The following is a 15,660-nucleotide window of genomic DNA, read 5'->3' on the forward strand; positions in this document are numbered from 1 at the left end:
CTTTCTTTTCTTGCTGTGTTTGAAAATTGATAACATCTTAAAAAATATTATTAGTCAAAAAAATATCTAACTTCCTATAATTGAAAGATGTAGAACAACTTAAATGTTTTGGAATATTATCTCTTTGTGATTTTGAATATACCCCTACCTCTCTGTCTTCTCTAGTAGCAGATGAATAGCCTCATAAAAAAACCTGATCCTTCATACTTTTTGTACGAATAGATCAGGCTTGTTTCAAAAAAAAATCAAATTATTTGAAAAGACCTAACTGGTCTTTTGAGGATTTATCTTTTTTTTTCTCGTTGATTTCCCATACCACCTCATCACCAGCAGATACATCTCCATTTTCCTTCACTTCTACTTTATTATTATCTTGATTCTTTTGCTCCTGACCATTGGAAGGAGCATCATCAATGAGCACTAAATTTTTGACTTTGTGAGGAGTAAGTTGGTTACCCAGCGCTTTCCATCCTTTTATATCTACAATGATATCCAAATCAATAATCTGCTTCTCATGCTGCCTCTCTCCATCTTTTTTATAAGTCAACTCAACTTGCGGCTGCTTAAGCGTGGTGGCTAAAAGTAAGCGAGAACTGCGTGCATCTGTGATGAAGCAAAATTTACGATCTGATGAAGAAGTCTCAATCTGAAACCGTTTTACCAAATGATTTTTAGACAAGCCATCATAATATACCGCCGTGATCGTATGCTTTGGATCAAACTTTTCAAGTAATATGATACTATCAGGATCAAACTTATTGGTGAGTTCATACGATTTTATTTCATAACAGCCGTCTTTGTACATCGCCAAAATCTGATCCTCTCCCTCAAAATTACCCAGATATCTCCCCCTTTCATCTGTGTTGAGTGTACCTACAAAATCATCGTACCAGATATCCAAACCACCCATGGTAGACTCTCCTTCGGCCGTTTTTACAACCTTGCGAATAGGATATTTCGTAAGAATGTTTCCCTGAGCTCCCCTACCCTTAATATCCAATGTGGCAAAGTCAAAATCAAATTCTTTGATTTTTGCTCTGGACCTTCCGGATAGATAAACCCTCACCATCTCAGCTTCGGCATTTGGATTGGCTGAGAAGTAATGCACTTTGGAGCCAGAATTACCTTTGGTCAGGTCATATTCCTTATCCCGGGTGACAGCTAATACCTGAAATCGTTTTACCATAGAGCGTCCTGATTTACCATCCTCATAAATCATGTTATACACTCTACGTTCGTCGTTTTTCCTGAAAATATCTACATGAATGATATCCTTACCCACGAATACTTTTTCGCTGATTCTACTTACCACGCACTTTCCATCAGCACGGAATACAATGATATCATCAATGTCAGAGCACTCGGTCACAAACTCATCTTTTTTGAGCCCATAACCTATAAACCCATCTTTTCGGTTAACATAAAGCTTTTCATTAGTAGCAGCAACTACATTGGCAGAAATGGTGTCAAAGTTTTTGATCAGTGTTTTACGCTCTTTGCCCTTTCCATATTTATCCAGCAGATACTTGAAGTACTTAATGGCAAACTCCCGGATATGCTCCAGATCATACTTAGTCTGCTCAAGCTCATCCTGCATTTTCTTCATGAGTTCGTCAGCCTTAAAGCTGTCAAACTTGGAGATTCGCTTAATTTTAATCTCAGTAAGTCTTACTAAATCATCCTGGGTAATCTCCCGGTAAAAGTCTTTTTTGAAAGGCTCTAAACCTTTATCAATTCTGCCTAAAACTTCTTCCCAGGTTTCCGCCTCTTCAATATCACGATATATCCTGTTTTCTATAAAGATCTTTTCCAGTGAAGCAAAGAGTATCTTCTCCATCAGCTCCTGGTACTTGATCTCCAATTCACGTTTCAGGAGATCAACTGTTTGTTCAGTATTGACCTTGAGTAACTCATTGACACCTAAAAATCGAGGTTTATCTTCCAGAATCACACAAGTATTGGGCGAAATAGAAACCTCGCAGTCGGTGAAGGCATAGAGGGCATCTTTGGTAATGTCTGGTGACTGTCCAGGAGCCAAAGAGATAAGAATTTCAATGTCCTTGGCAGTGTTATCTACTACCTTTTTGACCTTGATCTTCCCTTTGTCATTGGCTTTTAGAATGGAATCAATAAGACTGTTGGTAGTGGTACCGAAGGGAATATCTCTGATAACCAATGTCTTTTTATCGTATTCTTCTATCGTGGCTCTTACCCTAACTTTTCCGCCTCGCTTACCTTCGTTATAATCCGTAAAATCAGCCATACCACCGGTTGGAAAATCGGGTAGAAGGTTGATCTTTTTATTCTTTAAGAAATCTATTGAAGCTTGCAGGAGCTCACAGAAATTGTGCGGAAGGACTCTGGTAGATAAACCAACCGCAATTCCCTCTACCCCTTGTGCCAGTAAGAGTGGAAATTTTACAGGAAAAGTGACCGGTTCTTTTTTACGTCCGTCATAAGAAAGTTGCCATTCGGTAGTCTGAGGATTGAATACTACATCCAAAGCAAATTTAGACAAACGAGCCTCAATGTAACGAGGCGCAGCAGCATTATCGCCAGTACGTAAATCTCCCCAGTTACCCTGGGTTTCTATTAACAAATCCTTCTGGCCCATGCCTACCATAGCATCCCCAATGGAAGCATCTCCATGAGGGTGATACTGCATAGTTTGCCCAATGATATTGGCTACTTTATTAAATCTGCCGTCATCCATTTCCTTCATGGCATGAAGGATTCGTCTCTGCACTGGCTTGAAACCATCTTCAATGGCAGGTACTGCTCTTTCAAGAATAACGTAAGAGGCATACTCAAGAAACCAGTTCTCATACATGCCATCAATTCTTTCACCTGCCTGTAGTTCTTCGTCCTTTTCGCTCATTTCTTTCTTATTGCTTACTCCTTTAAATGTTATTTGACTTTGATTTGAAGTACTTTCAGCATATTTACCGTAATCATAATGGCTATGCCTAAGCTCAGATAAGCAAGAATCTGTATACTACTCACTTTTCTTTGAGCATGTTTGTACAGCTTTTGCCCTACTGTAATCTGTATGTCCTCCAACTCATGAGTAGTGTCCAAAAGCATATCAAATGCGGTCATGCTTTCCTGCCGATATACTTGGCTAGCCTTTTCAAATTGATTACTTTCTATATGCTGGATGATCCTATTTTCAATCCTCCTATAGTCTTCTACCAGCTCATTGAACTCAGATAAGCTGTTAGCCTCATCAACTGTCAGATGGGTTTTTGCATACTTTGCCTCTATCTGATCAATAAGCCGGTTGTTTTCCCTGATCTTATTAATTACCTCTGGTGCGCCTTCGTACTTCTCCATATACACCAGTTCTTCCAAATTGAGCCGATTCCGATAAAACTGCTCCTGTATCTTGGCCAGATCAAAAGAAGGCACCAGCCGGTCTTCTAACATGGATTTAAAATCATGCGAAAAGTCTGACAAATTTCTTGAGGTCACTATTGTAAGCACATTGAGTAACACCAATACTACCAAAAATGAAATAATTATTCTTTCTCTGTTAGATAACTTGCCAAGGAATCGCATAAAATATAAAATTGGATTACACTGCTACCTCTTCCACCAAATCTTTTTCTACCCTGAGCCTATCAATGATGAATGTCTGACGGTCAGGCGTATTTTTGCCCATATAAAAAGTAAGAAGTTTCTTAATGCTTACTTTATCATCTATAATAATAGGCTGAAGCCTGATCTCCTCCCCAATGAAAGCACCAAATTCATCAGGCGATATTTCACCTAATCCCTTGAAGCGAGTTATCTCAGGCTTATTGCCCAGCTTATTTACTGCCTGTCGTTTCTCATCCTCTGAATAGCAATAGATTGTCTCTTTCTTGTTTCTCACTCTGAATAGCGGCGTATCCAGGATAAAAACATGGCCGTTGCGAACCAAATCAGGGAAAAACTGTAAAAAGAATGTCAGCATGAGCAATCTTATGTGCATGCCATCCACATCAGCGTCAGTAGCAATGATGATTTTGCGATAACGTAAACCATCCAGCCCATCTTCAATATTCAAAGCATGCTGAAGCAGATTGAACTCCTCATTTTCATATACCACTTTTTTTGTCAGGGAGAAGCAGTTTAAAGGTTTACCTCTTAAGCTAAAAACCGCCTGAGTTTGCACATCTCTTGATTTGGTGATTGATCCACTGGCAGAGTCACCCTCAGTGATGAAAATCATGGTATCATCGCCTTTTTCTCCTTTTTTGTCATCGTAATGCATACGACAATCTCTCAGCTTTTTATTGTGCAAATTGGCCTTCTTAGCTCTTTCATTGGCCAGTTTCTTGATGCCCGCAATTTCTTTCCTTTCTCTTTCAGATTGCTGAATACGCTTGAGTAGCGCATTGGCGGTATCCTGATGCCTATGTAGATAGTTATCCAGCTGTTTTTTGATGAAGTCATTTATAAAAGTCCGCATGGTAGGACCTTCAGGACCTACGTTTTGTGAGCCTAACTTTGTTTTGGTTTGTGACTCAAAAACCGGCTCCTGCACTCTTACTGATATCGCAGCTACAATGGAAGCACGAACATCTGACGCATCAAAGTTTTTGTTGTAAAACTCACGTATAGTTTTTACAACTGCCTCACGGAATGCCGCCAGGTGTGTACCTCCCTGTGTAGTATACTGACCATTGACAAAGGAATAATATTCTTCACCATACTGATTGGTATGAGACATTGCAATCTCTATATCCTCACCTTTCAGGTGTATGATTGGATAGCGAAGATTATCTTCTGAGGTTTTATTAGAGAGAAGGTCCAAAAGTCCATTCTCAGAATGATACTTTTTTCCATTAAAATTAATGGTGAGACCTGAATTCAGGTAAGCATAATTCCAGAGTTGGTTTTCAAGAAACTGAGGCCTGAAATGAAAGTTTTTAAAGACGTCATCATCCGGTTCAAATACGATAAGGGTACCATTCTTATCAGTGGATTTGGTAATTTTGGCATCATTGGTGATCACGCCTCTCTCAAACTCTGCAATTTTAGTTTTTCCCTCCCGGAAGGACTGTACTTTGAAATGGTTAGAAAGGGCATTAACGGCCTTGGTACCTACACCATTCAATCCGACAGATTTTTGAAATGCTTTGGAGTCGTATTTTCCGCCGGTATTTATTTTGGATACACAATCAACCACTTTGCCCAGAGGTATCCCACGACCATAGTCTCTGATTTCTACTCTCTTTTCAGTAACCTTAATGTCTATATTTTTACCGAAGCCCATCACGTGCTCGTCAATACAGTTATCTATTACCTCTTTGACCAATACATATATTCCATCATCAAAAGAAGAACCATCTCCAAGCTTACCTATGTACATACCTGGTCTCAAGCGAATATGCTCACGCCAGTCCAGCGAACGTATACTGTCTTCGGTGTAGTTACTGTGATTGTTGTCTGCCATATTGTTTCAGAAAAAAACTTATAATACGTAAAATTTGCCTTGAACGCTCTAAATTGAGGATTTCTTATTCTTAATGCAAGTATATTCCCTGAGGAAACAGTTAAGGTTTTAACTTAGTTCGCCCCCTTTATTTGCTTGAATTTCAGCCAAATTGCCCGGGAAAAGTAAGGAGAAATTGGGCTTAAAAAAAATTTAAATTTCTAAGCTCAGACTATCATATGCCAGATGAACATGCGCAGGTAACATACGACTTACCTCCTGATGCATACCCAAATTATGGCTAATGTGGGTAAGAAAAGCCTGACGGGGATTTATTTCATCAATTAACTCCAGAGATTCTTCCAAAGTAAAATGAGAAATATGCTGTTTGTGTTGGAGAGCATTGAGCACTAAAACTTCCGTTCCTTTTATTTTTTCTTTTTCTGTCTCGGCAATAGATTTTGCATCTGTGATATAGGTAAAATTTTTGACTCTATAACCGAATACTGGAAGCTTGTAATGAAGCACTTCTATAGGCGTAAAAGTAACACCTTCTGCTTCAAAGGGTTGGTTTTCAATTTCGTTGACGACTACCTTGGGTACACCAGGATATTTATCAGCAGCGAAGACATAGGCAAACTCCTGCCTGAGTTGTGCTATTACCTGTTTGCTGGCGAAAACCGGCATATCTTTTTGCTGAGAGAAATTAAATCCTCTCACATCATCCATACCAGCGATGTGATCTTTGTGCTGATGGGTAAAGATTAAGGCATCCAGATGGGTGATTTGATTGCTCAGCACTTGTTGTCTGAAGTCGGGACCAGAATCTATGATGAAGCTTTTTCCATCTATTTCTATATGGACAGATGACCTCAGACGCTTATCCCGATAATCAAGTGAGCTACATACTTTGCATTGACAGTTAATCACTGGTACACCCTGCGATGTACCAGTGCCTAAAAAAGTTACTCTCAAATCTTAGAGGAAGTTTCCAGTATTTCCAGAAGAAATTTTTTATTTTTATCACTCAGGGATTCAATATCAAGATCCACCAGTTTGATGATATCCATCAGACAGTTTATTTTACCTTCAAGAGGATAATATTTATTGATGATCGCCACCTTGGTTTCGTTAAGAATGCAATACCCTGACTTAAAATTACCTTTCTCGTAACGTAATACGTAATCTGACTCAGCAAATAAATCCTCCAGCTTGTTTAAAAAATGCTTAGTGTATTTTACTTCTCCACCAGCCATTAGCTCGTATATTTTTTCACTACCTCTACCAGATGATCAAAGTTTAGAGGTTTTTGTAAATATTCGTTGATTCCTACGTTGGTAAATTCTTCTACTGAGTAATTTTTAGCATTACCTGTAATAGCTATTATGGGTATAGTTGATTTTTGAGGATCATCCATTGCTCTAATTTGCTTAGTGCATTCCATGCCATCCATTTTGGGCATTCCGATGTCCATCAGAATAATGTCATAGTCATCAGCTTCAATCGCTTTAAGCACCTCTTCCCCGTTTTTTACAGAATCTATTTCATAATTCTGAAACTGGAGAACTTTTTTTGTCAGGTTTTGAATCACTGAACTATCTTCAGCGACTAACACTTTTTTAGTATTGGCCATCTTTAAATGAATTTAAAAAGCTTTTGAACTCAAGTTGAAATTCTGAAAAATATGATTGCAGGAGTTCCAAATCATTACCAAGATCCGATGTTTTGCCTTGCTTAAGTTCAGCCTCAATATGAGTAACCAGCTTGGCTAAACGATCTATTCCCAAGGTACTGGAATTACCTTTCAATGTGTGCAATTTACTTAAAATATCGTCATAATCTTCTTTTTTAAGGGATTCTGTACAAGAATTAATCAGCGACTTTGCCTCCTCTTCAAAATCACTTAGGGTTTCAATGATAATTTCTTTTCCACCGTATTTTTCCAGATCTTTTAGTGTCTCAAAATTTACAATTTTATCGTCCGTATCCAATGACTCACCATTCAAAAAAGCTGGAGCTAACTCCTGCTCACTGCTCAGTACTTCTACTAATTTATTAACAAGAAGCTTAGGCCGGATAGGCTTTGACACATAGTCGTCCAAGCCAGCATTAATAAATTTTTCTTTATCACCCTGCATTGAATAAGCAGTCATGGCAATGATAGGAGGAACTGTCTCAAGCCCCAATGAACGGATAGCTTTAGTCGCCGCAATGCCATCCATTTCAGGCATCTGAATATCCATCAGAATCACATCAAAATTATGATTTTTCACTAACTCAATGGCTTTTTTACCACTCTCAGCCATGGTTACCTGACAATGAGATTTTTCCAGAATCTTACTGGATACCTTACGGTTGACAAGATTATCATCCACCAGTAATACCTGGGGCTTATATTTTTTTAAGTAATCATAAGCGTCTTCATTTTGAGCTTTTTCTTCCTCAGGCGCGGCGGCTTCATTTGCTTTAAAAGTAAACCAAAAAGTACTACCTGAGCCTGTTTTTGAATGTAAGCCAACCTCTCCCCCCATCAGTGTGGCCAACTGTTTTGAGATCGCTAATCCTAAGCCAGTGCCTTTATATTTTTTATTAATGGAGCTATCTATCTGATTGAAATTCTGAAACAACTCCTGCTGAGCGCTTTCAGATATTCCAATTCCGGTATCAGTCACTGATATTTTCAGTAGTATTTGTCCACCTTTCAAAGGTTTATCAACTGCATCTTCCTTAGCTACATGTATACGCACACTACCGTCTTGGTCAGTGAATTTAATCGCATTGGAAGTTAAATTAGAGATGATTTGCAAAACCCTGGTTTCATCAATTTTTACATATTCGGGCAAGTCTTTTTCAAGGGTGAAGTTAAAAGCGATACCTTTAGCTCGTGCTTGCTGTGAGAAGAGTGCATGTACTTTACCAGGAACTGATTTGAGGGGTACAATACTCTTATGAAGTTTCATTTTGCCTGCCTCTATTTTAGACAGGTCAAGAATATCATTCAGTATGTTAAGCAGTATTTCAGATGATTTTTTGATCGTCTGCACAAAGTCTTCCTGCTCCTCATCCAATGAGGTATCTGCTAGGAGATCAATCATGCTGATGATACCATTCATCGGTGTTCTGATCTCATGGCTCATATTAGCCAAGAAGCCTTCCTTAACTTTCAGGGAGCGCTCAGCAACATCTTTTGCTCTTTGTAACTCCTGACTTGCTTTCTTGAGTTGAGTAATATCACGCGCTACTCCTTCAATCTCTACTGGCTTTCGGGAATAATTATAAATCAGGCGAACATTACAAATACATTGCAACAACTCACCATCGGCTTTGATGATTGAAGCTTCAAAATTTCTGACAGATTTATATTTAACTAGCTGCCGGATCAAATTTTTAGTGCGACTATCATACAAATAGTAATTAGTAATGTTTTTTCCTACTACATCATAAGTATGATAATCGGTAAGCTCCTGTACAGAGGGGCTGATTAGTGAAATGGTCCCATCCAGGTGACACCTAAAATATATATCCTGAAACGACTCAAAAATATTTCTAAACTTTTCCTCACTATCAATCACTTTGAGCTCAGAATCCTTCTTTACAGAAACATCATGTGCTATCCCGGAAACCTCTCTGATCGTTCCGTCTTCGCGGTAGATGGGGTTAATAAAGATTTGAAACCATTTTTGTTCATGATTTTCACTTTCCAAATGCAGCTCATACTCAGAGGGATTACCATCCAGTGCCATTTCATAGCGCATTTGCCAAATGTTCAGATACTCTGCAGTTGCCTGCTTATTGGTATCATTGAAAACTTCTCCTAATGCCGGAGGAATACCATAACGCTCAATTGCAAAATTTTCAAAATTCTTATTGAAAGTGGTAAATCTTAATGACCTGTCTACCGACCAGATTAAATGGCTACTGCTTTGAAAAATAGCATTGAGCCGGCTGGTTTGTTCATTCAGCTTCTCTTCATTGAGTTTCCTTTCTACTGCCAGGGCAACCTGTCCGGATACAAAGTCTAAAAGATCCATATCCCGGGTGGTAAGCCCATCAGAAGACTCAAAATGCTGTAATGAAATCAGACCTATCGTTCTATTCTTAATTTTGAGAGGAACGCCGAGCCATATTTTTGGGAGCACAGATAGGGGTCTGATAAACTTTTTTTCGGCCAGTTTTTCCAGATCATGTGCATAAAGAAATACCGGCTCGTTGGTATTAATCACGTATCTGACCAGATCAGACTGACTCTTGCTTCTATCGTAGGGGCCAACATTCTGCTTCAATCCTGAAATGAAATATGGAAATCTGACTTGTTGATCTTCTCCCATCAAAGCGATATAAAAATTATCGGCTTTTATGACTCTTTTCAGCTCACGATGAATATTAAAATAAAGCGTATCCAGATCAGGGCTGTGAATAGTAAGGTTCGCAATGCTGTTGTATAAATTCTGCGCTCTCTCCGCTCTAACCTGTTCACTGATATCATAAAATATGCCTCTGTATTCTACCTCATTGCCGTTTCTTTTCACTGTCAGGCTACCAGAGACATACACATTTTTACCAGTCTTATTGATAAATATGGTATTAAAATTACCGCCAGCACCTTCTGCTTTTAGCCTTTGTAGGTGTTCCAGAGTATTTTGCTGATAGTGGGGATGAATCAGACTCTTAAAATTCAATTTTCTGATCTCCTCATCCGAGTAACCCATTTTATTTCGCCAGGCTTTATTTACAAATTGAATTTCACCTGATTCATTGAAAATTAGGATTAGGTCAAAAGCAGTATTAAAAAGCTCAGCCAATTGCTTGTTTTTCTCCTGTAGCTTTCTTTTTACCTCTTTCTGCTCCGAAATATTTTCAGCGAGTATACTAAGCCCGGAAAACTCTCCATCAGTTTCATGGTAGATGATACTACTGAGGTTAAGCTTGACGAGTTTACCACTCTTGGTCAGCACACTACGCTTAAGATTGACATGGATATCATTTTGGGCTGCCAGATTTAGAAATGTCGGCATGTTGAGCTTTTCGCCCCTCAAAGGTACAAACTCATCAAAAAGATTATTTCCCTGTAGTGCATCTCCGCTTTCTTCCAGTGTTTCCTGCATAGCCGCATTGGCATAAATGATATTTCCTTCAGCATCAATTGATACCACCAGAAGATTGGCATCCCTAAGTGAATTTTGCAGTTGTTCAAAAGAGACTGTGGATTTTTTTAGGGCTTTACTTTCTATTTGAGCCTGGAAAATCAAACCCAGCGTGTAAAGATATCCGCCTTCTTTCCTTTCTTGAGCAACCAAAACCAGCCTGGCATCCCTTTCTCTGCGTAAATCTGGGATTACAAAGCCGAGCAGCAAACTTACTTCCTTTGACTGCTCACTGATCAATGCACCACAAGCCTTTTTTAACTTTTCCTGTGAGGAGAAATCTAGATATTTGTATAGTTCGTTTGAACTTTCGCTAGCCAGTTTAAAATATTCTTTACAAGACTGATTGATTTGCTCACTAACAATATCACAGTAATTTTGATTGTACTTTACTGTGATCAGACTTATAGGGAGATGACCATTTTCAAGTAAAAAATTAAAAACTTTTTCCTGCGCTCGCTCCTCTTGATTTGAATTTTCAGTCATACTTAAGAATAAGTGCCCAATTTATTTATTAACGTGTCATTTGTCAAAGACTTATCTTAAATGCTAAGATGATTACAAAAAATACTCCAACACTTATCATTTTACTGGGTCCCACTGCTGTTGGGAAGACAAGATTGGCCATTGAGCTTGCACTTTGGCTAGATACCTCAATACTATCAACTGACTCTCGTCAATTTTATAAAGAGATGAATATAGGCACCGCAAAACCTACTTTAGAAGAACAGGCTAAAGTTACCCACTACCTGATAGATTTTTTATCCGTTCAGGATCACTATGATGTGAAGCGATTTGAAGAAGATGCCTTAATGTGCTTATCTAATATTTTTCAGGATAAACCCTATGCAATTGCTACCGGTGGTTCAGGGCTGTTTGTAAAAACGCTATGTGAAGGTATTGATGAAATGCCCGATATACCTGATAATATTAGAACGAACTTACAGAAAAGGCTTGAAGAGAAAGGCCTGGAAAACTTATTAAGTGAACTACATAAAGTGGACCCAGAATATTATGAAGAAGTAGATGTACATAATCACCGCAGAATAATACGTGCACTGGAAGTTTATCATGCATGCGGTCAACCTTACTCTTCTTACAGAAAAAAGTCTGGCTCAGTAGAGCGGCCATTTGAGATCATCATGCTGGGGCTCAACCGTGATCGTACTGAACTTTATGATAGAATCAACCATCGTGTAGACCAGATGATAGAAGAAGGTTTGTTTGAAGAAGCTGCTTCCCTTTTTCCATTCAGGCATCAAAATGCGCTGCACACCGTAGGGTATCAGGAGATTTTTCCTTATCTGCAAGGTGAGTACGATCAGGAAGAGGCCATTCGCCTGATCAAGAGAAATACCCGTAGGTTTGCAAAACGTCAGCTCACCTGGTTTAGAAAAGACCCCGAGGTAAAGTGGTTTGAACTCAGTGGCCGAGAAGAGCTTGCTTTACAAGAAATTAAAGATTACCTAAAAATTAGACTCAAATAAAGTGCATAACAATTATTACTTTTTCCGACAACTGAGTAAAAAGCTTCAGGATACTCTTCAGGGATGGATCTTGGCTACTTGTTTTAGTCAGAACAAAGACGAACTCATTCTTGGTTTTGCCAATCCTGAGCCTCCTCACGAAGATTTTTATATCAAAGCCCTTCTGGAAAGTCAGTTCTCCAGTCTTCACTTTCCGGAAGACTTTCACCGAAGCAAAAAAAACAGCGTTGACCTTTTTTCATCTGCCATTGATAAGAAAGTAATTGAAATCCGACAAACACCCAATGACAGAAGCTTTGCTATCATTTTACAAGCTGATGGCAGTTCGGAGGCATATCAGCTTTTATTCAAGATGCATGGTAATCGTGCTAACATTTTATTACTGAAAGAGAATCAAGTACTTACTATTTTCAAACATCAACTGAGCAAAGACGAAAACCTGGATGTTACAAAATTACCTTTGCAGATTGATCACTCATTTGAGAATTTCCTTGCTAAAAAAACTAATCCCAATAAGCTCTACCCTACTCTGGGTCCTGTTCCAACGCACTATTTAGCTGAGCAGGGATATAATGCACTTTCGCCCGAGGATAAATGGGATATGTTTGAGCAGATGATCATAGCGTTAGAGAAACCTAAAGCTTTTTACACCACAATGATTGCGGGTAATTTACATCTCTCACTTTTAAAAACCGGAGCAATAGATCAGCGTTTTGAAGACCCGATAAAGGCAGTTAACCATTTCTTTCTCAAATACATCAGAGATATGCACTTGATGCATGAAAAAGGAGGGCTGCTAAAACAACTTTCAAAACAGATTACGCAAACAGAAAACTACATTCAAAAAAATCATGAAAAACTTGAAGAGCTAGAACAGGGCACACAGTATAGCCAGATCGCTGATATCATCATGGCGAACATGCACCAGATTCCTCCTAATAGCAGAAAAGTGATTTTCAATAATTTTTACACCAATCAGCCAATTGAGATCAAGCTCAAGCAAAATTTTACTCCTCAGAAAAACGCTGAGATTCTGTATCGCAAAGCCAAAAACCAAAAAATTGAACTGGAAAACCTCAGTAAAAATATTGAGCAAAAAGAAGCCGCTTTGCTCAACTTATACGAGCATGTAGAAAATCTGGAATCGCTGGAGGATGTCAAATCTATCCGTCAGTATGCCAAAGACCATCAGTTACTACTGGAACAAAAGGAAAAAGAAGAAGTATTGCCTTATAAAAACTTTACGATTGAAAACTTCCAGGTGTGGGTCGGTAAGCATGCAAAAAGTAATGATACTCTACTAAGAGAATACAGTTTTAAGGAAGATCTTTGGCTGCACGCAAAAGATGTACCTGGCTCTCATGTGTTGATTAAATACCAGTCGGGCAAAAATTTTCCTAAATCAGTTATAGAACAGGCAGCTGCATTAGCAGCATTTTATTCAAAACGGAAAACTGATAGCCTTTGCCCGGTAATTGTCACTCCAAGAAAATTTGTACGTAAATCCAAAGGTATGCTGGCCGGGCAAGTTATGGTAGATCAGGAAGATGTAATTATGGTAGAGCCTAAAAAACCAAACTGAGCAGTAGACAAAGCATTCGTTAAAAACGGCACGCTATTTTGGCTTTAACTTTTCAATCCCATTAGACCATTTCCATCTGCTCTTCGGTAGCTTCCAGGTTATGATAGACTTTGGCTACATCATCATCATCTTCCAATGCTTCAATGAGCTTCATCACACTCAGAAAATCATCATCATTCAGGCTTACTGTGGTGGTGGGAATACGCTGTAGCTCAGCAGTTTCAGTTTCTATATTAAGTTCTTCCAGTTTATTTTGCAGGCTTCCAAAGTCCTCCATAGCAGTGCTGACCTGCACGTAGTTATTTTCGTTGTCAAACTCTACTTCTTCTGCACCTCCATCTATCAGTTCCAGCATAAAGCTATCTTCATCTTCAATATCATCAGGACGACGAAAGCTGAACATGCCTTTGCGATCAAACATAAACTCTACCGATCCGTTCTTGCCCAAGCTTCCTCCATGCTTGGTAAAAACAGAACGTAAACTGGATACAGTACGATTGAGGTTATCGGTAGTACACTCCACAAATACAGCCACACCGTGAGGAGCATACCCTTCATAGGTAATGTCGGAGTAATCTTCTGCATCTGCACCAGAACCTTTGGAAATGGCTCTTTCAATGGTGTCTTTGGGCATATTAGCCCCTTTTGCATTCTGGATGGCTAACCTAAGCCTGGGGTTGGCATCAGGATCTGGCCCTGCTTCTTTGGATGCTACTGTTATTTCCTTGATAAGTTTGGTAAAGACTTTAGCGCGCTTAGCATCTTGTGCACCTTTTCTACGCTTGATGTTAGCCCATTTACTATGTCCTGCCATTCTATTATGCTATTGTCCTTCTTCTGTTACTGATTCTTGTACTCCCTGATCTAAGTTAAATTGTAAAGTCACTCTTAAAGTTTCCTGAAGCGGATGTGTACGCCCCGGTTGGGTTCCCTGAGGCATCAGATAAGCGAAATCTACTCCAAACACCTGGTAGCGTAATCCAATCCCTGCAGTAAAATAACGGCGATCTCCTTTGTCTTCATTTTCATAATAATAGCCGGTTCTTACAGCAAAAAGATCGTTGTACCAATATTCTACACCAACAGAAAGCATAAGCTCTTTCAATTCTTCGCTAAACCCATCAGGGGCATCGGCAAATGAGCCAAACATGCCTCCCAGAAGCCCTTTATTTTTATAAGCAAGGGTAGAATCCGGCGTAGGAACCATCAGTTTGTTAATATCAAAGGCAAAGGTAAGCTTGTTGTAGGGGTCCAGATTGGTGGTAAAAGCTGTTCCTAAACGAAGGTTGGTAGGTAGAAAATCAGCATTATCCGCATCCAGATAAGATATCTTGGGGCCTATATTGGAGATCACTGCACCAAAGGCAATGTTATTTTTCTTACCGCCAACAATTGCCTCTTTGTTATAAAAAACGCTAATATCGGCTGCAGCGCTGATCCCCGGCTTACCATTTCCCGCTCCGCTTCCGGAAGTAGTACCAGCAAAGAGATTGGAATGAATAAATCTACCTGTAAGTCCGGCACTAAAGTTTTCACTCAGTTTCATGGCGAAGGTACCAGCAAGAGAGAACTCCCGGGGACTTACCAGTTGAAGCAAATCTCCCTGCTCATTGGTAAGCTGAATATCTCCCAAATCAAAATAACGCATAGATAAGGCGAGCGCCTGATCTTCGTTAATCTTTTTGTAGCCGGAGAGATAAGATAGGGACATATCGCTGACCACTTTAGCCAGCCAGGGAGTATAGGAACCAGCTACTCCTATATCGTTTTCCAAAAAGGCTAATTTGGAAGCATTCCAGTATGTGGCATTGGCATCGGGAGAAATTGCCACCCCCACATCACCCATAGCTCCGGAACGAGCATCAGGCGTAATGGAAAGAAATGGTACAGCGGTGGTAATCACTCTCTCGTCACCATTCTGTCCCAGGATCACGGTAGCTTGTGAAAATGCCTGAAATCCTGCCAGCAAACTGATACTCGTAAGTAAGGTGGTTTTGAATAACTTTAACATGAATAGTTTTGTATTAC

At 39.3% G+C, this 15,660-nt stretch carries 11 protein-coding genes; 2 read left to right on the plus strand and 9 right to left on the minus strand.

The annotated features are described in order from the left end of the window. Window positions 1-250: 250 nt before the first annotated feature. The 7 genes from WJR50_RS26420 to WJR50_RS26450 all read right to left on the minus strand — a co-directional run bounded on the left by WJR50_RS26420 (window position 251) and on the right by WJR50_RS26450 (window position 11,049). Window positions 251-2,878 (minus strand): DNA gyrase/topoisomerase IV subunit A, encoded by a 2,628-nt coding sequence (locus WJR50_RS26420; protein ID WP_341296317.1) that lies wholly within the window; start codon window positions 2,876-2,878, stop codon window positions 251-253. A 29-nt stretch (window positions 2,879-2,907) separates the two neighbouring features. Then, entirely contained in the window at window positions 2,908-3,558 is a 651-nt protein-coding gene (locus WJR50_RS26425; RefSeq protein WP_341296318.1) for an MCP four helix bundle domain-containing protein, read from the minus strand. A gap of 16 nt (window positions 3,559-3,574) precedes the next feature. Further along, the gene (locus WJR50_RS26430) at window positions 3,575-5,440 is read right to left on the minus strand and encodes a DNA topoisomerase IV subunit B (protein WP_341296319.1); all 1,866 of its coding nucleotides are present in this window, start codon (window positions 5,438-5,440) and stop codon (window positions 3,575-3,577) included. Window positions 5,441-5,632: 192 nt separating this feature from the next. Further along, window positions 5,633-6,394, minus strand: a complete 762-nt coding sequence (locus tag WJR50_RS26435) for an MBL fold metallo-hydrolase (protein WP_341296320.1) — start codon at window positions 6,392-6,394, stop codon at window positions 5,633-5,635. Next, window positions 6,391-6,675 (minus strand): hypothetical protein, encoded by a 285-nt coding sequence (locus WJR50_RS26440; RefSeq protein WP_341296321.1) that lies wholly within the window; start codon window positions 6,673-6,675, stop codon window positions 6,391-6,393. The genes WJR50_RS26435 and WJR50_RS26440 overlap by 4 nt, the downstream gene beginning before the upstream one ends. Further along, window positions 6,675-7,052 carry a response regulator gene (locus WJR50_RS26445; RefSeq protein ID WP_341296322.1) on the minus strand — a complete coding sequence of 126 codons (378 nt, stop codon included), beginning with the start codon at window positions 7,050-7,052 and terminating at the stop codon, window positions 6,675-6,677. The genes WJR50_RS26440 and WJR50_RS26445 overlap by 1 nt, the downstream gene beginning before the upstream one ends. Next, a complete protein-coding gene (locus WJR50_RS26450; protein ID WP_341296323.1) occupies window positions 7,039-11,049 on the minus strand; it encodes a PAS domain S-box protein in 4,011 nt (1,336 codons plus the stop codon). Before WJR50_RS26450 ends, WJR50_RS26445 begins: the two co-directional genes overlap by 14 nt. Before the next feature lie 68 nt (window positions 11,050-11,117). On the opposite strand from WJR50_RS26450, the gene miaA reads away from it, so the two are divergent. Further along, complete coding sequence (gene miaA / locus WJR50_RS26455; protein WP_341296324.1) at window positions 11,118-12,050, plus strand: tRNA (adenosine(37)-N6)-dimethylallyltransferase MiaA; 933 nt, start codon at window positions 11,118-11,120, stop codon at window positions 12,048-12,050. Window position 12,051: 1 nt separating this feature from the next. Further along, window positions 12,052-13,632, plus strand: coding sequence for an NFACT RNA binding domain-containing protein (locus WJR50_RS26460; RefSeq protein WP_341296325.1), 1,581 nt, complete (start codon window positions 12,052-12,054; stop codon window positions 13,630-13,632). A gap of 61 nt (window positions 13,633-13,693) precedes the next feature. Here the strand turns inward: WJR50_RS26460 and WJR50_RS26465 are convergent, their stop codons facing one another. Beyond that, complete coding sequence (locus WJR50_RS26465; protein WP_341296326.1) at window positions 13,694-14,446, minus strand: YebC/PmpR family DNA-binding transcriptional regulator; 753 nt, start codon at window positions 14,444-14,446, stop codon at window positions 13,694-13,696. 9 nt (window positions 14,447-14,455) lie between these two features. Continuing rightward, entirely contained in the window at window positions 14,456-15,643 is a 1,188-nt protein-coding gene (porV, locus tag WJR50_RS26470; protein ID WP_341296327.1) for a type IX secretion system outer membrane channel protein PorV, read from the minus strand. Between the last annotated feature and the right edge of the window lie 17 nt (window positions 15,644-15,660).

The organism is Catalinimonas locisalis, from assembly GCF_038039535.1.
GTDB lineage: Bacteria > Bacteroidota > Bacteroidia > Cytophagales > Cyclobacteriaceae > Catalinimonas.

Bases quoted from the DNA above. Each gene is read 5' to 3' on its own strand.
- WJR50_RS26420 (WP_341296317.1), bottom strand. From the start codon at position 2,878: ATGAGCGAAAAGGACGAAGAACTACAGGCAGGTGAAAGAATTGATGGC.
- WJR50_RS26425 (WP_341296318.1), bottom strand. From the start codon at position 3,558: ATGCGATTCCTTGGCAAGTTATCTAACAGAGAAAGAATAATTATTTCA.
- WJR50_RS26430 (WP_341296319.1), bottom strand. From the start codon at position 5,440: ATGGCAGACAACAATCACAGTAACTACACCGAAGACAGTATACGTTCG.
- WJR50_RS26440 (WP_341296321.1), bottom strand. From the start codon at position 6,675: ATGGCTGGTGGAGAAGTAAAATACACTAAGCATTTTTTAAACAAGCTG.
- WJR50_RS26445 (WP_341296322.1), bottom strand. From the start codon at position 7,052: ATGGCCAATACTAAAAAAGTGTTAGTCGCTGAAGATAGTTCAGTGATT.
- WJR50_RS26450 (WP_341296323.1), bottom strand. From the start codon at position 11,049: ATGACTGAAAATTCAAATCAAGAGGAGCGAGCGCAGGAAAAAGTTTTT.
- miaA (WP_341296324.1), top strand. From the start codon at position 11,118: ATGATTACAAAAAATACTCCAACACTTATCATTTTACTGGGTCCCACT.
- WJR50_RS26465 (WP_341296326.1), bottom strand. From the start codon at position 14,446: ATGGCAGGACATAGTAAATGGGCTAACATCAAGCGTAGAAAAGGTGCA.
- porV (WP_341296327.1), bottom strand. From the start codon at position 15,643: ATGTTAAAGTTATTCAAAACCACCTTACTTACGAGTATCAGTTTGCTG.